The sequence below is a fragment of the Embleya sp. NPDC055664 genome, assembly GCF_053618075.1.
Map to the genome: position 1 here is coordinate 93,242 of NZ_JBSHGZ010000018.1, position 26,560 is coordinate 119,801.

Sequence of the window (26,560 nt, forward strand, 5' to 3'; positions counted from 1 at the left end):
GGACGGCGGTCGGGGGACGAACGGCGGTCGGGACATGAACAAGGACGAGAAGCTGCTCGACTATCTCAAGTGGGTCACCACCGACCTGCACAAGGCCCGAAGCCGGGTCGAGGAGTTGGAGTCGAGCCGAACCGAACCCATCGCCATCGTGGGCATGGGCTGCCGCTACCCCGGGAACGTGTCCACGCCCGAGGAGTTGTGGCGCCTGGCCGCCGACGGCGTCGATGCGATCTCGGGTTTTCCCACCGACCGCGACTGGGACGTCGAGGGCGGTTACGACCCGGATCCCGACGCCATGGGCAAGTTCTACGCTCGGGAAGGCGGATTCCTCGACGACGTAAAGGGATTCGACGCGGCCTTCTTCGGCATCTCGCCGCGCGAGGCACTGGCGATGGACCCCCAGCAGCGGCTGCTCCTGGAGACCACCTGGGAGGCCGTCGAACGGGCCCGGATGGACCCGCGGTCCCTGCGCGGCACCGACACCGGGGTGTTCGTCGGTGTGATGTACACCGGCTACGCCTCGACGGTCAGCGCGTCGGCGACCGGCATCGAGGGCTACGCGATGACCGGCATGTTGACCAGCGTCGCGTCCGGCCGGCTCTCCTACGTCCTGGGCCTGGAGGGGCCGACGGTCAGCATGGACACGGCCTGCTCGTCGTCCCTGGTGTCCATCCACCACGCCGTCACCGCGCTGCGCAACGGCGAGTGCTCGCTGGCGCTCACGGGCGGCGCGATGGTGATCCCGGTGCCGGACGGCTTCGTCGAGTTCTCCCGGCAGCGCGGACTCGCACCCGACGGCCGCTGCAAGGCATTCGCGGCGGCGGCGGACGGCACCGGGTTCTCCGAAGGTGTCGGGATGCTGGTGCTGGCCCGGCTGTCCGACGCACGGCGGCTCGGCCATCCGGTGCTCGCGGTGATCCGCGGCAGCGCGGTGAACTCCGACGGCGCGTCCAACGGCCTGACCGCGCCGAGCGGTCCGGCGCAGCAGCGGGTGATCCGTCGCGCACTGGCGAACGCCGGACTCTCCCCCGCCGAGGTCGACGTCATCGATGCGCACGGCACGGGCACGATGCTCGGCGATCCGATCGAGGCCCAGGCGCTGTTGGCGACGTACGGGCAGTCGCGGCCGGCGGGCGAGCCGCTGTTGTTGGGCTCGTTGAAGTCGAACATCGGACACACGCAGGCCGCTGCGGGGGTGGCCGGGGTGATCAAGATGGTCATGGCCATGCGCCACGGCGTGGTGCCCAAGACGCTGCACGTGGACGAGCCGACACCCGCGGTCGACTGGTCGTCCGGGGCGATCGAGCTGGTCACGGAGCGGCGCGCGTGGCCTTCGACCGGACGGCCGCGGCGGGCGGCGGTGTCGTCGTTCGGGGTGAGCGGGACGAACGCGCATCTTGTCGTCGAGCAGGCGCCGGTCGACGACCCGGAACCGGTGGAGCCGGTGGCCGGGTCGGTGTTGCCGGTGGTTCCGGTGGTGTTGTCGGCGCGGTCTGTCGGCGCGTTGCGGGCGCAGGCGGAGCGGTTGGTGTCGGTGGTGGACGGCGTCGACGGTGTGTCGTTGCCGGATGTGGGCTTGTCGGCGGCGGTGTCGCGGTCGATGTTCGAGCACCGTGCGGTCGTGGTGGCCGGGGATCGGGACGAACTCGTCTCGGGGTTGCGGGCGTTGGCCGCCGGTGAGTCGTCGGCGGGGCTGGTGTCCGGGCCGGTGGGCGAGGGGCGTCTGGCGTTCCTGTTCACCGGCCAGGGGGCACAACGTGTCGGCATGGGACGGGAGTTGTACGACGCCTTCCCGGTGTTCGCGGCGGCGTTCGACGAGGTCTGTGGTCACTTCGACGCCGGGTTGCCCGGGACGGTGAAGGACGTCGTCTTCGGGGACGGCGAGGGGCTGGATCAGACCGGGTGGACCCAGCCGGCGTTGTTCGCGGTCGAGGTGGCGATGTTCCGGCTGCTGGAATCGTGGGGTGTACGACCCGACTTCGTGACCGGGCACTCGATCGGGGAGTTGGCCGCCGCGCATGTCGCGGGTGTGCTGGGCCTGGGCGACGCGTGCCGGGTCGTCGCCGCTCGTGGGCGGTTGATGCAGGCGTTGCCGGCCGGCGGGGCGATGGTCGCGGTGCGGGCCGGCGAGGCCGAGGTGCGCGAACTGCTGCGCGGGCATGAGGACCGGGCCGGGATCGCGGCGGTCAACGGGCCGACGTCGGTGGTGATCTCCGGCGCCGAGGACGTCGTCCTCGCGGTCGCGGACGCTCTGCGCGAGCGCGGCCACAAGACGAACCGGCTCACCGTGAGCCACGCCTTCCATTCGCCGGCGATGGATGCGATCCTCGACGAGTTCGCCGGTGTCCTGGATACGGTCGAACTCGGCGAGCCCGGCATTCCCATGGCGGCCGACACGGCCGATGTGCGCTCGGCGCGGTACTGGGTCGACCACGTCCGCGAGCCGGTGCGCTTCGTGGAGCACATCGCCCGTCTGCGGGAGCGGGGCGTCACGCGGTTCCTGGAGATCGGCCCCGACGGTGTGCTCACGGCACTGGGCGCGGAGTCCGCGCCGGACGGGTTGTTCGTCGCCCTCCAGCACCGCGACCGCCCCCAGGCCCGTACGGCTCTCATCGCGCTCGCGCGCCTGCACATCCACGGGCACACCATCGATTGGCGACGCCTGTTCGCCGACACGAACGCCTCGCTCGTCGATCTGCCCACCTACCCCTTCGAGCACCGGCCGTACTGGCTGGACGGCACCTCCCCCGGCGGACGCCGGACCACCGGCCTCGGGCCGATCACGCCGGAGCACCCGCTGCTGACGACCGCCATCGAACTCGCGGGCGGCGCCGGGCTCGTGCTCACCGGTCGGATCTCCCTGCACACCCATCCCTGGCTCGCCGATCACCGCGTCGACGACACCGTGACGCTGCCCCCGGCGGCCCTGGTGGAGTTGGCGGTCCGGGCCGGCGACGAGGTCGGCTGCTCCGGCGTCGCGGATCTGACGATGCATGTTCCCCTGGCCGTCCCGGACAGCGGCGGCGTGCAGATCCAGGTGACCCTGGGTCCGCCCGACGAGGACGGTTGTCGACCGATCACGATCGGCTCTCGCCCGGATCGGGACGAGCCGGGCGCGGTGTGGCTCGTGCACGCCGGCGGGCTGCTCACCGAGCCGGCGCCGGCGCCGCTGATCTCCCTGGCCGCCTGGCCCCCGCCCGACGCGGTCCCGATCGGGCTCGACGACCTCTACGCGCGGCTCGACGGGAAGGGTCGCGCGTACGGGCCGGTCTTCCGGGGGCTGCGGGCGCTGTGGCGGCAGGGGGCGGATCTGTTCGCCGAGGTGCGGCTTCCCGACGACACGGACCCGGACACGTTCGGGATCCATCCGGCGCTGCTCGACGCCGCGCTGCACACGTTGCTTGCGGTGGGGCAGGACGCCGCCGAGCTGTCGTGGCGCGGGTTCGACCTGTATGCCGCCGGTCCGCGTGCGCTCAGGGTTCGGATCAGGCCCGGGGAGCGGGACGGGTTCCGGGTGTGGCTGGCCGACGAGGTGGGTGAACCGGTCGCCGAGGTGCGTGCGTTGCGGCGTCGGCGGGCTCCCGTCACCGGCCGGCACGACCGGGTGATGGCGAACTCCCTGTTCCATACGGCCTGGTCGCCGATCACCCTCCCCGACCCGGACGACCTCGACCCCACCGGCTGGGCCGTGCTCGGGGATTCGCCGCCCGTCGGGCACGCCCGACGCGTCGGGCGGGTCGCGGAGGCCGCCGGGGACGTCCTCGTCGCGATGATCGACGAACCGGCCGGGACCGATCTCGCGGACGCGGCGCACCGGGCCACCGTGCGCGCGCTGGAACTGGTCCAGGAGGGCCTGGCGTTCGGCACCTCCCGCCTCGTGGTGGTCACGCGCAACGCGGTCGCCACGCACGAATACGCGGACGTCGAACTCGGCTCGGCCCCGGTCTGGGGTCTGGTCAGGTCGGCCCAGGCGGAGAACCCGGGGCGGATCACGCTGATCGACGTCGACGACAGCCCGGCCAGCGCCGCGCGCCTCGGCGCGGCGATCGTGTCCGGGCACGAGCAGGTGGCCATCCGCGGCGGGCACGCGAGTACTCCCCGGCTGGCCAGGGTGTGCCCGGAGGCCGTGGCCGGGCCGGAGTTGAGGCCCGACGGCACGGTCCTGGTCACCGGCGGAACGGGCGCGCTGGGCGCGCTGTTCGCCCGCCACCTGGTCACCGAGTACGGCGTGCGGAACCTGGTCCTGACCAGTCGACGGGGGCCGGACGCGCCCGGGGCCCGGGAGTTGCGGGACGAACTCGCCGCGCTCGGCGCCCGGGTCACCGTCGTCGCGGCCGACATCACCGACCGCGACGCCGTGGACCGGCTGCTCGCCGCGATCCCCGCGGAGCACGCGCTGACCGGCATCGTGCACACCGCCGGGGTCATCGACGACGGCATCGTCACCGCGCTCACGCGCGAACGTGTCGCCTCCGTACTGCGGCCCAAGGTCGACGCCGCTCTGCATCTGCACGAGGCGACCCTCGACGACGACCTGGCCATGTTCGTGCTGTTCTCCTCCGTCGCCGGCGTGGTCGGGTCGCCGGGGCAGGCGAACTACTCGGCCGCCAACCAGTTCCTGGACGCACTCGCGCAGCACCGTCGGGCCAATGGGCTGCCGGCGCACGCGCTCGCCTGGGCGGCATGGGCGCAGGAGCACGGCATGGCGTCCCGGTTGTCCGAGGTGGACCGCAGTCGCGCGACGCAGGCCGGGCTGCGGCCGATCGAACCCGCGGAGGGCCCCGACCTGTTCGACGCGGCGCTGGTGGCCGTGCACCCGACGACGGTGCCGATGCATCTCGACATCGCCCGGATCGAGCGGCAACCCGGCTCGGTCATGCCCGTGTTGCGCGGCCTGGTGCGCACGTCGGCTCGGCGGATGATCACCGCGACGACCCGGGACACCGGGCACCTCGCGGAGCGCCTGGCCCCGCTCGACGACGCCGGTCGGCGCGAACTCCTTCTCGATCTGGTGCACGTGGCCGTGGCCTCGATCCTGGGTCACCGCGGCACCGACCACATTGACCCCGGAGTCGTCTTCACCGAGTTGGGTTTCGACTCGCTGACCGCGGTCGAGTTGCGCAACCGGCTGGAGGGCGAGACGGGGCTTCGCCTGCCGCCGACCCTGCTGTTCGACCACAACACCCCGGCGGCGCTGATCGATTTCCTTCTCGCCGAACTCTCCAGCCGTGCCGATTCTCCGGCGCGCTCCGCCGTGGACTTCGCGGCCGAGGTGCGGCTGGCCGAGGATGTGGTCCCGGCCGCGGAGGTCGTCGACGTGGTCGCCGATCCGCAGCGGGTGTTCCTCACCGGCGCGACCGGGTTCGTCGGCGCCTTCCTGCTCCGGGACCTGATGCGCGAGACGCGGACCGTCGTGCACTGCCTGGTCCGCGGTGCCGACAAGGCGACTGCGCTGGAGCGGCTGCGGGCGAATCTGAGCTGGTACGGCATCTGGGACGAGATCGACCGGGACCGGCTGTCGGTGGTCACCGGCGACCTCGCCGAGCCGCGCTTCGGGCTGGATGCCGAGCGGTACGAGCGCCTGGCCCGCGAGGTCGACGTGGTGTACCACGCGGGCGCGACGGTGAACTGGCTGCACCCGTACACGTCGTTGAAGGCGGCCAACGTGACCGGTACGGAGGAGGCGCTGCGGCTCGCGGCGCTGTATCGCACGGTGCCGCTGCACTACGTGTCCAGCACGGGCGTCTTCGCCCGGCCGGCACCCGGCGGCGCCGGGTTGACCCCGCAGGATCCCACCGGGCCGCCGGAGGAGTTGACCAACGGGTACCGACAGAGCAAGTACGTCGCCGAGAAGGCGATCGAACTGGCCCGGGACCGCGGCCTGCCCGTGTCGATCTATCGCGCCGACGTCGTCTCGGGCGCGCAGACCAACGGCGCGTGCCAGACCCGCGACTTCGTCTGGTTGAGCCTGAAGGGCAGCCTCCAGGCCCGGGCGGTGCCGGTGGGGGCGAACGCACTGTTCCCGATGGTGCCGGTGGACTACGTCGCCGCGGCCGTGCTGGCCCTGTCCCGCACGACGACCGGGCGCACGTTCCACCTGTTCAATCCCGTGGCGATCGAATTCGCCGACATGGTGGGGCGGTTGCGCGAGTCCGGCCATGTCCTGGACGAGGTGTCCTGGGACGAGTTCGTCGCCGGTGTGCGTGCCGATCGGGACAACGCGCTCTTCCCGACGATCGACATCTTCCGGAGCTACATGACGGCGGGCGAGGCGCTGTACATGCGGATGGATGTGGCCGCGACGGAGGCCGCGTTGGCCGGTACCGGCATCTCCTGCCCGGAGATCGACGCGGAACTGTTCGGCAGGTACGCGGAGTTCTTCGCCGGAGTCGGCTACTTCCCGACCCCGGCGCGGGTCGGATAGGGCGGTCGGGCCGCGGGCTGCGGCGCGCAAGCCGAAGGGTCCGCCGGGGCATCGAAGCCCCGGCGGACCCTTGGCCGTTCGGTACTAGTGGCGGCCGTCGAGGAACTGGAAGAGTTCCTCGTCCGTCGCGGCGGTGACGTCCAGCTTGGCGTCGGGGCGGTCGGCGTAGTCGCGGAACGTACGCAGCTTCAGGAGCAGGCCCTCGATGCGTTCGGCGATCTCGTCGCCGTCGGGACCGGTCGCCGAGTCCATGGTGAGCGCCGATTCGACCCGGTCCAGCTCGACCAGTACCGACCCCGCCGGCGCCTGGCCGCGGATCGCCAGGGTACGGACCAGCTCGCGGGCCACCGCGGCGGCCGTGGGGTGGTCGAACACCAGCGTCTGGGCCGGCCGAAGGCCCGTCTCGGCGCCGAGCCGGTTGCGGAACTCGACGGCGGACACCGAGTCGACGCCGAGGTCGGCGAAGGCCCGGTCGGGGTCGACCGTGCGGCCGGGCGCGTACTGCAACACCTCGGCCATCCGGGTGCACACCAGGTCGAGCAGCACCTCGTACCGGGCGTCCTCCGGCAGGCCGGCCAGGCGGTCCGACAGCGGAACGGGGCCCGACCCGGCCGGTGCCCGTCGCGGTGTTCGGGCCACGGCCTCGCGCCCGGCCAGGCGGCGCAGCAGCGGCGGTACGTCCGCCTGGGCGCGTACCTGGGCCAGGTCGAGGGCGACCGGGACCAGCGTCGGCTCGTCCAGGCCCAGCGCGGCGTCCAGCAGCGCGACGCCCTCCGCCGAGGAGGACAGGGTCACCCCGAGCCGGGCCAGCCGGGCCAGGTCGATGTCGGTCAGTCGCTCGGTCATCGTGCTGCGCTCGGCCCACATGCCCCAGGCCAGGGACACCGCGGGCAGTCCCCGGGCCCGTCGGTGTTGCGCGAGGGCGTCCAGGTAGGTGTTGCCCGCCGCGTAGTTCGCCTGGCCGGCGGGGCCGATCAGGCCGGACATCGAGGAGAACAGCACGAACGCGGACAGGTCGAGGTCGCGGGTCGCCTCGTGCAGGTTCCGGGCGGCGACGATCTTGGGGTTCAGTGCCGCGTCGAGCCGCTGCGGGGTCAGTTCGGTGAGGATCCCGTCGTCCAGGACGCCGGCCGCGTGCACGACCGCGGTCAGCGGGGCCTCGGCCGGGATGTCGGCCAGGACCCGGGACAGCGCGGCGCGGTCGGTCGTGTCACAGGCGGCCAGCACGACCTCGGCGCCCGCCGCGGTCAGTTCGGCCGCGAGTTCCGCACCTCTCGGGGAGTCCGCGCCGGCGCGGCTGACCAGCACCAACCGCCGAACCCCGTGCGTGGCGACCAGGTGGCGGGCGACGATCACGCCGAGCGTGCCGGTCCCGCCGGTGACGAGCACCGTCCCGGACCCGTACGCCGTTGCCGGTGCGGTGCCGGAGCCGACATCCGCGCGAACGAGCCTGGGTACCAGGACGCGGCCGGACCGCACGGCCAGTTGTGGCTCCTGCGGGATCAGCGCGGCGAGGGTGTCCCACGGCGGCGACTCGGAGTCCGTGTCCGCGTCAGTGTCCGTGACCGCGTCGACGTCGACGTCGAGCAGGGCGAATCGGCCCGGGTTTTCGGTCTGCGCGGACCGTACGAGACCCCACACGCCTGCCTGGGCGAGCCCGTCGACCGGATCCTTCGCATCGGTGCCCACCGCTCCCCGGGTCACCGGGACGAGTGTCCCGGAGGCGTACCGCTCGTCGGCCAGCCACTCCTGCATGACCGCCAGCACCGCGCCGGTGACCTCCCGGGCGTCCGGTCCGACCGGACAGCGCAGGAACACCACGCCCGGGTCGGCGGGCACCTCCGCCAGTGCGGAAACGAGCGTCCACCGGGCGGGCCGCGTCGATGGCGTCGGCTGCGTCGGCGCCGGCGACCAGTCCACCCGGAACATCGACTCCGCGGGCGTACCCCGGCCGCCGGCCGGCATCCGCCGAAAGCGCAGCCCCTCGACCGACGCCACCGGCGCGCCGGTCGGGTCGGCAAGCACGATCGAGACCGTGTCCGGGCCGGCCGCCGACATCCGCAGGCGCAGCGCGGACGCGCCGACCGCCGACAGGGACACGCCGGACCAGGCGAAGGGGAGCACGGCGCCGTCCATGCCGGCCAGGAACGAGCCGTACCAGACCGCGTGCAGCGCCGCGTCGAGCAGCGCCGGATGCAGGCCGAATCGCTCCGCGTCCACCATCGACTCCGCCGGTGGGGCGATCTCGGCGAACACCTCGTCCTCGCGCCGCCACACCGCCGCAAGCCCCCGGAACGCCGGACCGTAGTCGTAGCCGCGTGCGGCGAGGTCCGCGTAGACATCGCCGATCGCGACCTCCTCCGCGCTCTCCGGCGGCCACTCGGCCGCGTCGAACACCGCCGGTTCGGCCCGCTCGACCAGCGAACCGGCGGCGTGCCGGACCCACTCGCCGCCGTCCTCGTGCCGGGCGTGCACCGACACCGCCCGTCGCCCCGACTCGTCGGCGTCCTCGACCACGACCTGGACCTGCACCCCGCCCCGCTCGCCCAGGACCAGCGGGGTGTGCAGGGTCAGTTCGTCGAGCAGGTCGCAGTGCACCTCGCGGGCGGCGCGCAGCGCCATCTCCACGAACGCCGCACCGGGTACGATCACCCGGCCGAGGACCGCGTGGTCGGCCAGCCAGGGGTGGGTAGCCAGGGACAGTCGGCCGGTCAAAACCGCACCGCCGGCCTCCGGGCGGGCCAACACCGCTCCGAGCAGCGGGTGTTCGCTGGCGGACAGGCCGACCGCCCGCAGGTCGCCCGGCGAGGCGGGGGCGTCCATCCAGTAGCGGTCGTGCCCGAAGGCGTAGGTCGGCAGGGTCACGGTGGTCGCGCCGGTGCCGGCGAACACCCGGTGCCAGTCCACCTCCACGCCGTGCACGTGTGCCGTCGCCAGCGCGGTCAGCGCGGTGTGGGGTTCCGGGCGGTCGGCGCGCAGCAGCGGCACCGCGAAGGGGGTCGCGTCCCGTTCGGGGGACGTGGTGAAGCAGCCCTCGGCCATCGTGCTCACCGCGGCGTCCGGGCCGATGCCGACGAAGCGGGTGACGCCGTCGTGCTGCAATCGGCGGATCGCTGCGGCGAATCGCACCGGCTCGCGGACCTGGCGCACCCAGTACTCGGGCGCGCACACCGTCTCCGCCGCCAACGGCTCGCCGGTGACGGTCGACACGATCGGCAACACGGGTTCGTGGTAGGTGACTTCGGCGAGAACCTTTCGGTAGGACGCCAACATCGGGTCCATCAGGGGCGAGTGGAAGGCGTGGCTGACCCGCAGGCGCCTGGTGCGGCGTCCGAGGGAGGCGAAGTGTTCGGTGAGGCGCAGTACGGCGTCCCACTCGCCGGAGACGACCACCGACTCGGGTCCGTTCACGGCGGCGATGCCGGCCGGGCCGTCCGCCGAGGCCGCTGCGACCTCGTCCTCCGTGGCCTGGATGGACACCATCGCGCCGCCCTCGGGCAGCCGTTCCATCAGCAGTCCGCGAGCCGCAACGACGCGGCAGGCGTCCTCAAGCGTCCACAGGCCCGCGACGAAGGCCGCGGACAGTTCGCCGACGGAGTGTCCGGCCAGGACCTCCGGGCGTACGCCCCACGAGCCGAGCAGCCGGGTCAGCGCGACCTCGATCGCGAACAGCGCGGGTTGCGCCCAGCCGGTGCGGTCCAGCAACTCCGCCGCGTGCTCCGGTGGTTCGACGAGGAGTTCGCGCAGCGGGCGGTCGAGCAGGCCGTCGAACCCGGTACACACCTCGTCCAGGGCTGTCGCAAAGGCCGGGAAGGCCGTGTACAACTCGCGACCCATGCCCGGCCGTTGGGTGCCCTGGCCGGCGAACACGAACGCGGTACGGCCGGGGTGGGCGACACCCCGCAGGACGCCGGGACCGGATCCGCCGACGGCGATCTCTCGGAGAGCGGATCGCATGTCGTCGCGATCCCCGGCCACGAGCGCGGCCCGATACTCGAACGCCGTCCGGGTGGTGGCCAGCGAGAAGCCGGCGTCGAGCGGGTCGATGGCGTCGGCCGTGGACAGCAGTCGCGCGGCCTGGCGGGCGAGCGCTTCGGGGGTGGGGCCGGAGAGGATCAGCGGGACGAGCGGCAGCGCGGCCCGGGTCGGCGGCGCGGCCGGTTCGGGCTCCGGGGCCTGCTCCAAGATCACGTGTGCGTTGGTGCCGCTGATCCCGAACGAGGACACCGCGGCCCGTCTCGGCGCGCCCGTCACCGGCCATTCCCGACGCTCCGTCAGCAGCCGTACCGTGCCCGTCGACCAGTCGACGTGCGAGGACGGGGTGTCCACGTGCAGCGTCCTCGGGAGCACGCCGTGGCGCAGCGCGAGCACCATCTTGATCACGCCGCCGATCCCGGCGGCGGCCTGGGTGTGGCCGATGTTGGACTTCAACGAGCCCAGCCACAGGGGGCGTTCGCGGTCGAGGCCGTAGGTGTCCAGGACGGCCTGGGCCTCGATCGGGTCGCCCAGGCCGGTACCGGTGCCGTGTGCCTCGACCGCGTCCACGTCGGACGGCGACAGGTCGGCGTCGTCGAGCGCCTGGCGGATCACCCGTTGTTGGGCCGGGCCGTTCGGGGCGGTCAGTCCGTTCGAGGCGCCGTCCTGGTTGACCGCGCTGCCGCGGAGCACGGCCAGCACCGGATGCCCGAGCCGCCGGGCGTCGGAGAGGCGTTCCACCAGAAGCATCCCGACGCCCTCGGCCCAGCCCGTGCCGTCGGCCGCGTCGGCGAACGACTTGCATCGCCCGTCGGCGGCCAGGCCGCGGTGTCGGCTGAACGCGACGAGCATGCCCGGCGTGGACATCACGGTGGCGCCGCCGGCCAGAGCCATGGTGCACTCGCCCCGGCGCAGGGAGCGCATCGCCAGGTGCAGGGCGACCAGGGACGACGAGCACGCGGTGTCGACGGTGACGGCGGGACCCTCGAATCCGAGGGTGTAGGCGATCCGACCGGACGCGGCGCTGTTGGCGGTGCCGGTGAGCAGGTGCGCCTCCGCGCCGTCGACGGCCTGGTGCAGCCGGGGGCCGTAGTCCGGGGCCATCGCTCCGGCGAACACCCCCACTCCGGCGCCGCGCAGCGATGCGGGGCGAATCCCGGCGCGCTCCAGCGCCTCCCAGGAGGTTTCCAGGAGCAGGCGCTGCTGTGGGTCCATGGCCGTCGCCTCGCGGGGCGAGATGCCGAAGAACTCGGGGTCGAACTCGGTGGCGCCGCGCAGGAATCCGCCGTGCCGCGTGTAGGTGCGGCCGGGGGTGTCCGGGTTCGGGTCGTAGAGCGCGTCCAGGTCCCAGCCCCGGTCGGCGGGGAATTCGCCGATCGCGTCGCCGCCGGCGTCGAGCAGCCGCCACAGGTCCTCGGGGGATCCGATGTCGCCGGGGAATCGGCAGGCCATGCCGACCACGGCGATCGGCTCGCGGGTCGCCTGTTCGGCGTCGCGCAGCCGCTGCCTGGTCTGCTGCAACTCGGCCGTGACCCGCTTGAGGTATTCCACCAATTTCTCTTCGTTGCTCACAAGCGCTCCGTTCGGGACGGGCCGAGTTCTCAGGACAGGCCGAGTTCGCCGTCGATGAGGTCGAACAGTTCGTCGAGCTCCAGCCCGCTCAACTCGGTTACGGGCTGCGTGGGTTGCTCGGGCGGTTCGGGTTGCCGGGGTCGCCCGGGTCGCGCGGCCGGCTGCGCCGGGGCGAGTGCCGTGCCGAGGTGGCCGGCGAGGGCCGATGGGGTCGGGTAGTCGAAGACCAGCGTGGCGCGCAGCCGCAGTCCGGTGGCCGCACCGAGTCGGTTGCGCAGGTCCACCGCCGTCAGCGAGTCGAATCCGAGTTCCTTGAAGGTGCGGCCGGGGACGATCGTGCCCGGGGTGCCGTGGGCCAGCACGGTGGCGGTGTGTTCGCGAACGAGATCGAGCAGCGCCTCGGCGCGGTCCGCGTCGGGCATTCCCGCCAGGCGGTCGGCCAGGGAGGCGACTTCGGCGGTCGTGCCGCCGGCCGCCTCCGCCCGCCGGACCCGTGCGCGGATCACGCCGCGCAGCAGCGCCGGCACCGGGCCTTGCGCGTGGATCGCGGCCTGGTCGATCCGGGCCGGGACGAGCAGGGCGGCGCCGGAGGAGATCGCGGCGTCGAACAGGGCCAGGCCGTCGGTCGAGATCAGCGGGGCCACGCCGGCACGGCGCAGCCGGCTCAGGTCGGTGTCGGCGAGGCGGCCGGTCATCCCGCCGGGTTGCGCCCACAGCCCCCAGGCGAGCGAGAGGGCGGGCAGGCCGTGGGCGGCGCGGTGTTGGGCGAGGGTGTCCAGGAAGGTGTTGGCGGCGGCGTAGTTGGCCTGTCCGGGCAGTCCGAGAATGCCGGCGATCGAGGAGAACAGCACGAACATGGACAGGTCGAGTCCACGGGTCAGTTCGTGCAGGTTCAGCGCGGCGTCGACCTTCGGTCGCAGTACGCGGGCCAGTTGCTCGGGGCGCATGGCCTCGATCACGCTGTCGTCGAGCAGGCCGGCGGCGTGCACGACGCCGGTCAGCGGGTGTTCGGCGGGGATCGACGCCAGCAGTGCGGCAAGCGCGTCCCGGTCGGCGATGTCGCAGCCGACCACGGTGGCTGTGGCGCCCGACTCGGCCAATTCGGCGACGAGTTCGGCGGTGCCGGGGGTGTTCGGCCCGCGTCGGCCCGCCAGCAGGAGGCGGGTCACGCCGTAGTGGGCGACCAGGTGGCGGGCGAACAGGGCGCCGAGCGTGCCGGTGCCGCCGGTGATCAGTACGGTGCCCGCCGCAAGGTCGGGGCGCGGCGCGGCCGTCCCGCTGACTCGGGCCAGCCGAGGGATCAGCGAACGCCCCTTGCGCAGGGCCAGTTGCGGCTCCGCGCCGGCCAGGGCCAGGGGCAGGGCGGTGGTCGATGCCTCGTGGCCGTCCAGGTCGACGACGACGAAGCGGTCCGGGTGTTCGCGCTGGGCCGCGCGCACCAGGCCCCACACGCCGGCGCCCGCCATCCCCGCCGCGCCCGCCTCGGCGGACTCCACGACCATCGCGTCGCGGGTGAGCAGGACCAGCCTCGACGCGGCGCAACGTTCGTCGGCGAGCCAGTCCTGGATCAGGCGCAGCGCGCGGCCGGTCACGGCATGCGCACCGGCCGCGGTGGGCTCGCCGGTCAGCGGTGCGAGCACCAGGTCCGGGACGGGCCCGGCGGCGGCCAGCGTGTCCAGGTCGGGGTGGGTGGGTCCGCCGAGCCCGAAGTCGTCGGCGCCGATCAGCGCCCACGGGCCGGTCTCGGGGGCGGCTTCCGGCAGGCGGGCCTCGATCCAGTCCACGCGGAACAGCGCGTCGGCCGGTCCGGTGATCGGCGTACCGGCCGGGATCGGCCGCAGGGCCAGGGATTCCACCGAGGCCACCGGCGCTCCGGTGGCGTCGGCGAGGCGTAGCGTGACCGTGTCCTCGCCGTCGGGCGTGATCCACACCCGCAGGGCCGCCGCGCCGCCGGCCCGCAGCGACACGCCCTGCCAGGAGAACGGCAGGCGGGTGTCGGGGGCGTCGCCGACGACGGCGTGCAGCGCGGCGTCCAGCAGGGCCGGGTGCAGCGCGAACCGGCCCGCGTCCGCCTCGATTCCCGGCGGCAGCGCGACCTCGGCGAAGATCTCCGTACCGCGTCGCCACCAGGCGCGCAGGCCCTGGAACGCCGGGCCGTAGTGGTAACCCAGCGCGGTCCAACGCGCGTGGTCGCCGTCCCAGTCGACGGCGACCGCGCCGGGCGGCGGCCATGCGGTGAGGTCGAACTCCTCGGCCGGGCCGTGGTCGAGCAGCCCGCTCGCGTGCCGGGTCCAGTCGCCGGAACCGTCGGCCGGGCGGGCGTGGACGGCCAACGGCCGGCGTCCGGACCCGTCGGGCTCGGCGACTGTGACCCGGAGGTCCACCCCGCCGTGCGCCGGCAGCACCAGTGGGACCTCGCAGGTGAGTTCGGCCAGGCGCTCGCACCCGACCTCGTCGCCCGCGCGGATCGCCAGTTCGACGAACGCGGTGCCGGGCAGCAGGACCGTGTCGCCGAGGCCGTGGTCGACCAGCCAGGGGTGGGCCCGGCGGGAGAGCTGCCCCGTAAGCAGGACGCCGCCGGATTCCGGCAGTTCGATCACGGCGCCGAGGAACGGGTGCCCTGCGGCGGCCAGTCCGGCCGCCGCGACGCCCGCCGCGTCGCCGTCGGGCGTCGGTTCGAGCCAGAACCGGCGCCGACGGAACACCGTGGTCGGCACGTCGATCCGCCGTGCGTCGGGGAAGACGGCCCGCCAGTCGGGGGCCGCTCCGCGTACGTACGCCTCGGCCAGCGAGGTCAGGAAACGCGCGATTCCGCCCTCGTCGCGGCGCAACGAGCCGACTGCCGGCGCGTGTTCCGCCACGTCCTCGATCGCCGCCGTGAGTACCGGGTGCGGGCCGACCTCGACGAACAACGAGTGCCCGCGCTCGGCCAGCACCTCGACCGTCTCGGCGAAGCGAACCTGTTCGCGGAGATTGCGATACCAGTAGCCGGCATCGAGGGCGGTGGTCTCCAGCGGGCCGGCGGTCACCGTCGAGTAGAAGGGGATCGCGGACGGGTGCGGCGTGGTATCGGCCAGCACCGTGGCCAATTCATCGGCTATTGCCGCTACTTGCGCGGAATGGGACGCATAGTCCACCGGCAGTCGTTTGACCCGCACCTCGGCGGCCTCGCACTCGGCGATCAGCTCCTCCAGCGCGTCCACGTCGCCGGAGACCACGACCGATCCCGGGCCGTTGACCACCGCCGTCGAGAGCCGACCGGCGTGGCGGCGCAGGCGTTCGGCCACCTCGTCCTCGGACAGCGCGACCGAGACCATGCCGCCCGCGCCGGACAGCGCCAGGATGGCCCTGCTGCGCAGCGCGACGACCCTGGCCGCGTCCGCCAGGTCCAGCGCACCGGCTACGCAGGCGGCGGCGATCTCGCCCTGCGAATGGCCCACCACGGCGGCCGGTTCGATCCCGTACGAGCGCCAGAGCGCGGCCAGCGACACCATCACCGCGAACAACACGGGCTGGACCACGTCCACCCGTTCCAGCGCGGCGGGATCGCGCAACACGTCGAACAGGTTCCAGTCCACGTGGGGCGCGAGCGCCTCCGAGCAGGCTCGCATCGACCGGGCGAACACGGGTGCCTCGTCGATGAGTTCGGTGGCCATGCCGACCCATTGGGAGCCTTGGCCGGGGAAGACGAACACCACGCCGCCCGACGCCTGCGCGCTGCCGCGTACGAGGGTCGGTGCGTCCGCGCCGGTGGCCAGGGCGCTCACGCCTCGGCGGCGCGCGGCCGGATCGGCGGTGATCACGGCGGCACGGTAGGGCAGGCCGGCGCGGGCGCCGGCCAGGGAGAAGCCGACGTCCGCCGGGTTCGCGTCGGGATTGGCGTCCAGGAAGGACAACAGCGCATCGGCCTGCGCCGCCAGCGCGTCCTCGCTGCTCGCGGAGAGAACCCACGAGAGCACGGGCACACGGGAGCCACCCGGCGCGGCGCACCCGGGTTCCGACGCGGCACGCCCGGCTTCCGGCACATCGCGCCCGGGCTCCGGCGCAGTGCGCCCGGCTTCCGGCCCGTCGCACACAGGCTCCGCCGCATCGCGCCCGGGTTGCGCCGCAGCGCGCCCGGCTTCCGGCGCGCGCCCGCTCCTCGCGGCCCGCGTACCCTCCGGCGCACGCGCCGACTCGGCCTCCGGCCCCGATCCCCCCGCCGACTCGCCCTGTTCGAGGATCACGTGGGCGTTGGTCCCGCTGATCCCGAACGACGACACCGCGGCTCGGCGCGGCCGTCCGGTCGACGGCCACTCGCGCGTCTCGGTCGCCAACTCCAGTCCCCCGCCGGCCCAGTCCACGTGCGGACTCGGCTCGTCGACGTGCAGCGTCCTCGGCACCACGCCGTACCTCAGCGCCTGCACCGTCTTGATCACGCCCGCCACCCCGGCGGCGGCCTGGGCATGGCCGATGTTGGACTTCAGCGAGCCCAGGAGCAGCGGGCGGTCCGCGGCCCGACCGCGCCCGTACGTGGCCGCGAGCGCCTCGGCCTCGATGGGGTCGCCGAGGGTCGTCCCGGTCCCGTGTGCCTCGACCACGTCGACGTCCGTCGCGGCCATCCCCGCGCCGGCCAGCGCCCGGCGGATCACCCGCTCCTGGGCGCGCCCGTTCGGCGCGGTCAGCCCGTTCGACGCACCGTCCTGATTGATCGCGCTGCCCCGGACCACGGCCAACACCCGGTGCCCGTCGCGCCGCGCGTCCGACAGCCGCTGCAGCACCACGATCCCGGCGCCCTCGGCCCACCCGGTACCGTCCGCGCCGGCCGCGAACGCCTTGCATCGGCCGTCCTCGGCCAACCCGCGCTGCCGACTGAACTCCACGAACATCCCGGGACCGGACATCACCGCGACCCCACCGGCCAGCGCCAACGAGCACTCCCCCGCCCGCAACGCCTGCGCCGCCAGGTGCAGCGCCACCAACGACGAGGAGCACGCGGTGTCCACGGTGACCGCCGGCCCCTGCAGGCCCAGCGTGTAGGCGATCCGGCCGGACGCGACGCTGATCGTGCTGCCGGTGAGCCGGTACCCGTCCGACTCGGCATGCGCGGCGTGCAGCGGCGGGCCGTAGTCCTGCGCCATCGCCCCGACGAAGACCCCCACGGACGTGCCGCGCCGGCCGACGGGGTCGATGCCGGCCCGCTCCAGCGCCTCCCAGGACGTCTCCAGGAGCAGGCGCTGCTGTGGATCCATCGCCAGCGCCTCCCTCGGCGAGATGCCGAAGAACTCCGGGTCGAACAGGTCCGCGTCGTGCAGGAATCCGCCGTGCCGGGTGTAGGAGGTGCCCGCCCGGTCCGGGTCGGCGGCGTGGAGCCGGTCGAGGTCCCAGCCCCGGTTGTCGGGGAACTCCGTGACGGCGTCTGTCCCTTCCGTCACCAGCCGCCACAGGTCCTCCGGCGACGCGACTTTGCCGGGCAGCCGGCAGGCCATCCCGACGATGGCGATCGGCTCGTCGCCGTCGGACACGGTTTCACCGGCATCGCTCGACCGCTCGCCGCCGGAGGCCGGCGTCCGCAGGTGCGCGGCGAGTTCGGCGGGCGTCGGATACCCGAACAACAACCCCGCCGGCAGCACGAGCCCGGTCGCCGCGCCCAACCGGTCCCGCAGTTCCACGGAGGACAACGAGTCGACCCCGAGGTCCTTGAACGTACTGTCCGGATCCACCGCGTCGCCGCCCGAGTAACCGAGCACGACCGCGACGATCGACCGCACCAGACCGAGCATTTCCGGTCCGGCCGGGGTCACGGCCGTGACCCCGGCCGGACCGGTCACCGCAGGCTCCGCGTCGGGTGCGACGGCCCGAACCGCGGACTCGGTGAGCCAGTGGCGCTCGCGCTGGAAGGCGTAGGTGGGCAGGGCCACCGTACGCGCGTCGCGCAGCGCGAACACGCGGGGCCAGTCCACCTCGACCCCGCGCACGTGCACCTCGGCGAGCGAGGTGAGGAATCGCGCCGGCCCGCCCTCACCCCGGCGCAGCGAGCCGGCGACCACCCCGGAGCCGGTCCCGCCCTGCTCCATGGTGTCCCGCAGCGCGGGCAGCAGCACGGGGTGCGGGCTGCATTCGACGAACACGCCGTGTCCGTCCCGGATCAGCGCCCGGGACGCCCGTTCCAGCTCCACGGTCCGCCGCAGGTTGCGGTACCAGTACGCGGCGTCCAGTTCGGTGGTGTCCAGCAGGTCGCCGGTCACCGTCGAGTAGAACGGCACCGACGAGGGCATCGGCCGGATCCCGTCGAGAACGGTGTGCAGCCGCTCGCGGATCTGCTCGACCTGCGCCGAGTGGGACGCGTAGTCGACCGCGATCCGTCGAGTCTCCATGCCCTCCTCGGTCCACCGCGCGATCAGCGCGTCCAGCGCGTCGGGATCGCCGGAAAGCACCACCGACGACGGGCCGTTCGCCGCCGCGATCGACACCGTGCCGCCGTACTCTGCGATCCGCTCGCGCACCGCGTCGGCCGACCGCAGCACCGACACCATCGCACCGCCGCCGGAGAGCCCGCACAGGGCCCGGCTGCGCAATGTCACCACCCGAGCGGCGTCGTCGAGCGAGAGCGCTCCGGCCACACACGCGGCGGCGATCTCGCCCTGGCTGTGTCCGACCACGGCGGCCGGCTCGACCCCGCACGAGCGCCACAGCCGGGCCAGCGACACCATCACCGCGAACAACGCGGGCTGGACCACGTCCACCCGTTCCAGCGCGGTCGGATCGCCCAACACCTCGCGGAGCGACCAGTCGACGTACGGCGCGAACGCCCGCTCGCAGTCCCGCATCGAGGCGGCGAACTCCGGAACGGATTCGATGAGTTCGAGCGCCATCCCGGCCCATTGCGCGCCCTGCCCGGGGAAGACGAACACGACCTTCCCGGTCGCCGCGGCCTGCCCCTCGACCACCCCCGCGACGGCCGCGCCGGCGGCGAACTCGGCCAGGCGACGCCGCAGTTCCGCCGGGTCGGCGCCGACCACGACCGCGCGGTGCCGGAAGGCGGTCCGGGTGGTGGCCAGCGAGCGGCCGATGTCTGCGGCGCACGACACCTCCTCGGCGAGGAACGTGGACAGCCGGTCGGCCTGACCCCGAAGCGCCGCGGCGGTACGGCCCGCGACCGGCCACGCCACCGCGCCCGCCTCCACCGGCCGGCCGATCGAGAAACCGACCTTCGAGACCGGGAGCGGTGCTTCCGTCAGCACCAGATGGCAGTTGGTGCCACCCATCCCGAACGAGCTGACCCCCGCCACCAGCGGCCGGTCCGGCTGCGGCCACGGCGTCGGCGCGGTCTGCACCCGCAGGCCCAGCTCGTCGAGGGGGATCTCCGGGGGCGGCGCGACGAAGTGCAGGCTCGGCGGCAACATCCGATGCCGGATGCTCAATGCCACCTTGAGCAGCCCGGCGATCCCGCCCGCGCCCTCCAGGTGGCCGATGTTGGTCTTGACCGAACCCACCCGCAGCGGCGCGCCGGACCGGCGGACCCGGCCGCCCAGTGCGGCGCCGAGCGCGGCGGCCTCGATCGGGTCGCCCACCTTCGTACCGCTGCCGTGCAGTTCCACGTACTGCACGGCGCGCCGGGTGATGCCGGCCCGCCGATACGCCTGGCGCACGACCTCCTCCTGGGCGGACCGGCTCGGCACGGTGAGGCCGGTGTGTTCGCCCTCGCCCGCCCCGTCGTTGTTCATCGCGCCGCCGGAGACGACGCAGTAGATGTCGTCGCCGTCGGCGAGCGCGGCGTCCAGCGGTTTGAGCACCACCGCGCCGCCGCCCTCGCCGCGGACGAAGCCGTTGGCGCGGGCGTCGAAGGTGTGACACCGGCCGTCGGGGGACAGGCCGCCGAACCGCGCCGCGCCGAGTGTGGTCTCGGTCAGGATGTTCAGGTTCACCCCGCCGGCGACGGCCGTCGTGCACTCGCCGCGCCGCAGGCTCTCGCAGGCCAGGTGTACCGCCACCAGCGAGGAGGATTGCGCGGTGTCCACGGCCAGGCTCGGGCCGCGCAGGCCCAGGTGGTGGGAGACGCGGTTGGCGATGATGGAGCGGCGGGTGCCGGTCATCGTGTGCCGGTCGATCCCGGCCGCGCCGAGCCGGTCCTGCAGTGCCGCGTAGTCGTCCCACATGACGCCGACGAACACCCCGGTGTCGCCGCCGGCCAGGTGCGCGGGCACGATCCGCGCGTCCTCCAGGGCCTCCCAGGCCAGTTCCAACATCAGCCGCTGCTGCGGGTCCATCGCCGCCGCCTCGCGCGGCGAGATGCCGAAGAAGGCGGCATCGAAGCGGTCGATGTCGGCCACGAACCCGCCGATGCGGTGCGCAGGTTCCACGCCGCGCAGGCGGTCCTCGGGGGCCTCCCGTATCGCGTCCGTCCCGTCCCGCAACAACCGCCAGAAAGCGCGGCCGTCGCCGGCCCCAGGCAACCGACAAGCCAACCCGACCACGGCGATCCGTCTCATATTCCCCAGTCAACGCCGTGTGCCCGCGGAACGGCTTGTTCCTCCGGCCCAAAGTGCGCCGGCGAATCTGGTGAGCGAAACCAACAGGGGAATTCCGGGCGGACCGCACTCCCAAAAACAACGTCGGTATTGCCCGACGGCCACCGGACCCTCCCGGTCGCCGAGCAATACCGACGCATTCGATATCTACTTCGATGGAATCCGAATCCCTCGCCGAAATCCCTCGACGCATCCCTCAGTAGAGGAGGGTGACCGCCGGGTGGATGTCCAGCGCCGCGCGGCTGTAGTCCTCCAGGATGATCGGCGCGTTGAGCGCGGTGTGCCGGCTCATCACCGAGATGTCCCGCCACAGCCGCTGGAGCGGGTTCGACAGGGCGAACGAGCTGCCGCCGACCACGTCGAGCATGCGCTCCACGGCCGCGCGCGACTTCTCCTGGGCGGAGCGCTGGTGCATGCGCAGCCGGGCCCGCTCGGCCCATGGCATCGGCGCGGTCTCCGGGATCCCGTCGAGCGAGCGGCCGATCTCGCGCAGGTGCAACTCGGCGGTCTCCACCAGGTGGGTGGCCTCGCCGAACCACATCTGCACCGACGGCGCGTCCATGGCCGCCTCGTAGTTCACGTAGGTGATCGGCCGCTTCTTGTCCAGGGCGCCCCGGGTGACCTCGAGAGCGCCCCGTGCCGCGCCCACGATCGCGGCGAGCGACTGCGCGCTGCCCTGGACGAGCATGCTGTCCCGCTCGTCCTCGCCGACGAGGTCGGTGAGGCTGAACGCGGCGGCGTGCCGCTCCGGGAGGAACACGTCCTCGGCGAGGACCGTATGCGTGCCGGAGCCGCCCAGGCCGGCCGAGTGCCAGGTGCGCTCGATCCTCAGGTCGCTCATCGGCACGACGCCGCCGACCAGGTCCGCGGTCTGCTCGTCACCGTCGTACACGTGCACGACCGGGATGTAGGCCCAGTCGGCGATCTCACAGCCCGAGCTCCACGGGAAGGTGCCGGTGATCCGCCACCCGCCGTCGGTCTTCCACGCCTTGGTGGTACTCAGGTGGGCCGTGGAGATCACGTACGCGTCGGGGTTGCCCTCGAACATGTCGGACAGCGCGGTCTCCGGCATCCCGTTCAGCGCGAACCGGGTGGAGGCGGTGTCGATGGACAGGTTCCAGCCGGCCGAGCCGCACGCCCGGCCGACCTCGGCGACGATCGTCAGCAGGTCCGGCATGCGCAGGTCGTAGCCGCCGAACCGGGTCGGCGTGGTGAGCCGGAACAGCCCGGCGTTGCGCAGCGCGACGACGACCTCCTCGGCGAGCCGACGATCCTCCTCGGTCTTCGCCGCGTGCTCGCGGATCAGGGGGGCGAGTTCGCGGGCACGGGTCACGAGTTCGGCCGGGTCGACCGCGGGCGCGGCCGTCTCCTCCGCCCGCTCACTGGTCACGGTTGTCATGAAATCCTCCTGCGATCGGGGGTCGCCGGCGGGCCCGGGCCCCGATCGGGGCGGGCTCACGCACCGCGTCTCACAGTCGAGTCAATCCCCTGCGGCCGGCCGATCCCAGCGCCCCGAAACCAAAAACCGGTCGCCCCGCTGGTACTGGGAACCAGTACCGCAGGACGACCGGTGCGGCGAAACCGATCAGGCGCCGACCGGAGTGGCCGGCTCCTCGATCTCCGGGTCGGTCTGCGCCGTCACAAAGCGGTCGAACAGCAGGCCGCAGACGATCGCCCCCCCGAGAAAGACCATCGCGCCCCAGAAGAAGGCGGTCGTATAACTCTCCACGGACGCCTCCGCGGCCAGTTTCGCGGTCTTCTCCTTGCCCTCGACGAACGAGTCCGCCGCGGTGATTGCCAGCGTGCTCAGCAGCGCGGTTCCGATCGAACCACCCACCTGCTGCACGGTGTTCACCAGTGCCGACGCGGCGCCGGCGTCCTGCGGTTCGACCCCGACCGTGGCCACCGCCGCACCGAGCGAGACCACCAGGCCGAAGCCGATGCCGGCGATGAAGGACGGGGCGAGCACGCCGGCGGCGTACGAGCTGTCCGTGCTCAGCCGGCTGAGCCAAAACGACCCGACGGCGGCCAGGAGCAGGCCCGCCGGGATCAGGATGCGCGCGCCGAGCTTGGGTTCGAGCACCGGCGGGACGGTGGTCGCGCCGATCGCGATGCCGAAGATCATCGGCAGGAACGCAAGGCCGCTCTCGATCGCGGTGAACTTCAGGATCAATTGCAGGTAGTAGGTCAGGAACAGGAACTGCACGAACAACCCGACACCGAGCAGGAACATCGCCAGGTAGGCGCTGCCCCGGTTGCGGTGCAGCACGATCCGGATCGGCAACAGCGGGGTGCGCGAGCGCAGTTCGAACACGACGAACGCGACGAGCAGGATCCCGCTCCCGACCAGGTAGCCCCACACATCGGCGCCGCCCCATTCGCCGTCGGCGGCGTTGGACAGACCGTAGGCGAGGCAGAACAGGCCGACCGAGGCGGTCACCGTGCCGGGCAGGTCGAGCCGTTCCGGGCGCTGCGCGGCCTGCCGGTTCTGCATCGTCAGCAGCGCGCCCACGAAGACGACCGCGGTCAGGATCACGTTGACGTACAGGCACCAGCGCCAGTCCAGCCAGTCGGTCAACGCGCCGCCCAGGATCAGCCCCAGCGCGAGCCCGCCGCTGCCCAGTGCGCCGTAGACCCCGAACGCGGTGACCCGTTCCTTCGGATCCTTGAACACGGTCAGCAGAAAGGACAGCGCCGCCGGCGCCACGAGCGCGGCGAACGCCCCCTGCAACGCGCGCGCGGTCACCAGCATCGCGAAGCCGTTGGCGGCGCCGCCCAGCACCGACATCACGCCGAAGCCGACGATCGAGATCATCAGCGAGCGTTTGGCCCCCACGAGGTCGACCAGTCGGCCGCCGAGCAGGAGCAGGCTGCCGAAGGCGAGCGCGTAGGCCGTGACGACCCACTGGCGGTCCCCGTCGGCGAAGCCCAGATCCGCCTGCGCCGACGGCAGCGCGATGTTGACGACCGTCGTGTCCAGGAAGATCGTCATCTGGGCGAGACCGATCACCGCCAGGATCAACCAGCGGTTGGTGTAGTGGAGATCCGGCGTGCCCTCCGCCGCCACTTTCGACTCGGAATCTGCTGACTCTGACATTCCGCGTACCTTCTGTTGATCGGGCCGGACCATCGGCCGATGGTCCGGCGAGCCGTATCCGGCGGTTCTCAGGGGGTGACGGTCTCGAAGCCGTGTCGCCGCGCGAGGTCGATCACGGCCTGCACCCGCTCACCGGTGAGGGCGCCGGCGCCGCTCCGTCCGCCGTCGCCCGCGGGTCCGCCGTCGCCGGACAACGCGAGCGTGATGGCCTCGGCCACGCCCGCGAGCAGCTCACCGGTGTTCGGCGAGATGCCCAGGGCGCGCGGCACTTCGGCCCCGTCGGATACGGAGAGCACGCCGGCGCGTACGTATCGCAGGTCGTCGCGGCCGACCGTCGCGGCGCATTCGGCGCCGGTGCCGAAGAAGGACACGTCGCCGAGCACGGCGCCGTCCGCGAGGTGTTTTCCGTCGAGCACGGGGACCGGGCTCGAATGCGCCGCGAAGACCACCTGGGCCCGGCGCACCGCCGGCAGATCGTCGGTGACCACGACGTACGGGTTCACGTCGTGCGTTTCGGCGAGGTGGGCGGCGATGGCGGCCCCGCTCGGCTCGTCGGCGGCGCGTCCCTCGGCCAGCCAGCCGGTGATCAGCGGCTCCGCGGACAGCGCCGCCGCCAGACCCGTCGACGCGTCGCCGGTGGCGATCCGCGCCCACGCCTCCTGGTAGATCCACTGCTCCGTGGCCCGGAGTCGATCGGCAGAGCCGGATCGGCCGCTGCCCACGAGCACGATCACGGCGGCCTCGCGTGCACTCAGTACGGCGAGTGCCGAGCCGATCCGGCCGCCGGCGCCGACGACCGCCACCGTCGCTCCGGCGAACCCGCCCAGCCGCTCCGTCGCGGCGTGTCGGACGGCGGCCAGCGCCGAGCCGACCGCCAGCGCGCTGCCGGCGGTCACCGTGATTCCGGGAACACGCAGCGCGCGACCGTGGCCGGCGACCGCGCCGAGGCCGAATCCGAGGCCGACGGTGTCGCAGCCGTCCGCCTTCGCCGCGCGCACCCGGCGGTCGAGATCCAGGCCGATCAGGAAGGTCTGCCCGGAGACCTGGTACTCCCGCAACTGCTGCGAGGACACCAGCAGCGGGTAGACGGTGAGGTCCACCGACGTGCCCTGCGGCGAGTCGAAGCGGATCGGCGCGAATGCCGGTAGGTCCTTGAGCAGTTCGGACCGTCGGGAGTAGCCGAGCAGGTGTTCGTCGTCCAGGTCCGCGAGCGAGGGGTCGACCTCCCGCAGCAGGTCCGGGGTCAGCGGGTAGCCGATCAGCGCGACGCGACGGTCGGCCGGCTCGGTCGGCGTGGCCTGTACGCCCGACTCGGCCTGCACGGCCGAATCGCCCCGCCGCGGCCGGAAGTCCGCGCTTTCCACGCGCGGCGGCCGGCCGCCGGCGCCGGTCAGCGGGTGCACCAGGGGCAGTGCGTCCTGGTTGCGCAGGATCAGGCAGACCTGGGTGAGGCCGGTCCGCAGCCGATCGATCTCCTCGTCGCTGATGTGGATCGAGGGCTCGATCCGCAACATGGTCGGCACGCTGGCCGTGGGGCCGGTGCGGATGCGGTGCACCGCCTGGAGGTAGCTGCCCAGCTGGAAGACGAGCAGCCCGGCCTGTGCCTTGCCCCGGATGATCGCGGACGACGCGTTGCTCTGGTCGGCGAACTCCAGCCCGATCAGCAGCCCGCGTCCGCGCACGTCGGCCACCACGTCGGGGAATTCGGCGGCCAGTTCGCGCAGCATGCCCAGGATGCGCTCGCCGCGCTCGGCGGCCCGTTCGTACGCGGCCCCGCCGTCGGCCTCCAGGAGGTCGAGGGTGCGCAGCGCGAGCGCCGTGGAGAAGCCGTCCTTGGCGAACGTGGAGCTGTGCACCAGCTCGAACTCGGGCCGGTAGCGCGACTGTCGCACGAGGAACGCGGAGGATTTGGCAATGCCGCCGCCGAGCGACTTGCCCAACACATAGTAGTCGCCCAGCAGTCCGATGTGGCTGCTCGCGAAGAACCGGCCGGTGCGCCCCATCCCGGTCTGGATCTCGTCGACCACGATCGGGCACTCGACCTCGTCGCAGATCCGGCGTACGCGGGCGACGAACTCCTCGGTCAGCTCGTGGATTCCGCCCTCGCCCTGGATCGGCTCGACGATCAGTCCGGCGATCACCGGGAAGGCCCGCTCGACGAGGGTGACCCGACCGTGCACCACCTCCACGTCGAGCACGGTGACCCGGTGCTCGGCGACGGCCTTCTCGAACGCCGCCGCGTCGTTGGGCGGCACGAAGGTCACCGTCGAGCCGAGTGCCGCGAACGCCGCCCGGAACAGCGGGTTGTAGGTGAACTGGGTGCTGCCCATCAGCTTTCCGTGGAAGGCCCGCTCCAGGGCGAAGAACACCGGGCCGGTACCCGCGCGCGAGAGGTTGTGCGCGGCCATCGCACCGAGCACTCCGGCGAGCTCCTCGACGGTGGTGGGCACCGGCACGTCGCCGGGCAGCAGCGACGTGTCGTCGGGTAGCGCCGCGCTTCCGTCGCTCACCGCGCGAAGCGCGACGTCGGCGTGCCACTCGATCTCCTGGACCAGGCTCTGTATCCGCAACACCCGGTCGAACTCACAGTGTTTGACCGCCGCTTCGACCGCCTCCGCACCGCTGTTCGCGAAGCCGATCGAATACGGCTCGGCGCCGGGGAATTCGCGGCCCAGGATGCCGTTGAGCACCGCGCCGACCTGGTCGGCGACCGGGTGCGCGGAGTGCTGGGAGTGCACCGGCCAACCGGTGTCCAGGAGTTCCTTCGCGTACGCCACGATCTCCGGATGGTTGTGCCCGAGCATCAGCGAGCCCCAGCCCCCGATCAGGTCGAGCACGGGCACCTCGGTGCCGGTGTCGTCCAGGTAGTACAGCGAGTTGCGCTCCGCCCGGACGTACTGGACGTCCAGACCGAAGGTGCCGAGCATTCCGGTCAGCAGGGCCTCGGCGTAGCGGGTGGGTGCGTTCACCGTGTCTCCTTGT

Annotated in this window: 4 protein-coding genes and 2 pseudogenes; 1 reads left to right on the forward strand and 5 read right to left on the reverse strand. The window is 73.0% G+C overall.

The features are described from left to right. Positions 1-43 precede the first annotated feature (43 nt). A pseudogene (locus ACWGR4_RS26730) lies at positions 44-6,424 on the forward strand (thioester reductase domain-containing protein); the annotation flags it as partial. An 84-nt stretch (positions 6,425-6,508) separates the two neighbouring features. On the opposite strand, the pseudogene ACWGR4_RS26735 reads toward ACWGR4_RS26730, so the two are convergent. The 5 genes and pseudogenes from ACWGR4_RS26735 to ACWGR4_RS26755 form a co-directional block, all read right to left on the reverse strand. Next, positions 6,509-11,944 (reverse strand): annotated as a pseudogene (locus tag ACWGR4_RS26735) (SDR family NAD(P)-dependent oxidoreductase); the annotation flags it as partial. Positions 11,945-12,000: 56 nt separating this feature from the next. After that, positions 12,001-20,442 (reverse strand): type I polyketide synthase, encoded by an 8,442-nt coding sequence (locus tag ACWGR4_RS26740; RefSeq protein ID WP_452134253.1) that lies wholly within the window; start codon positions 20,440-20,442, stop codon positions 12,001-12,003. Positions 20,443-20,677: 235 nt separating this feature from the next. Further along, positions 20,678-21,880, reverse strand: coding sequence for an acyl-CoA dehydrogenase family protein (locus ACWGR4_RS26745; RefSeq protein ID WP_452130263.1), 1,203 nt, complete (start codon positions 21,878-21,880; stop codon positions 20,678-20,680). A gap of 186 nt (positions 21,881-22,066) precedes the next feature. Then, positions 22,067-23,578: a DHA2 family efflux MFS transporter permease subunit gene (locus tag ACWGR4_RS26750; protein WP_380000328.1), complete on the reverse strand. Its 1,512-nt coding sequence runs from the start codon at positions 23,576-23,578 to the stop codon at positions 22,067-22,069. A gap of 68 nt (positions 23,579-23,646) precedes the next feature. Then, a complete protein-coding gene (locus tag ACWGR4_RS26755) occupies positions 23,647-26,547 on the reverse strand; it encodes an aminotransferase class III-fold pyridoxal phosphate-dependent enzyme (protein ID WP_452130264.1) in 2,901 nt (966 codons plus the stop codon). Positions 26,548-26,560: the final 13 nt, after the last annotated feature.

Excerpts from the sequence above, each read along its gene's own strand:
- ACWGR4_RS26745 (WP_452130263.1), bottom strand. The coding sequence starts at position 21,880 with ATGACAACCGTGACCAGTGAGCGGGCGGAGGAGACGGCCGCGCCCGCG.
- ACWGR4_RS26740 (WP_452134253.1), bottom strand. The coding sequence starts at position 20,442 with ATGAGACGGATCGCCGTGGTCGGGTTGGCTTGTCGGTTGCCTGGGGCC.
- ACWGR4_RS26750 (WP_380000328.1), bottom strand. The coding sequence starts at position 23,578 with ATGTCAGAGTCAGCAGATTCCGAGTCGAAAGTGGCGGCGGAGGGCACG.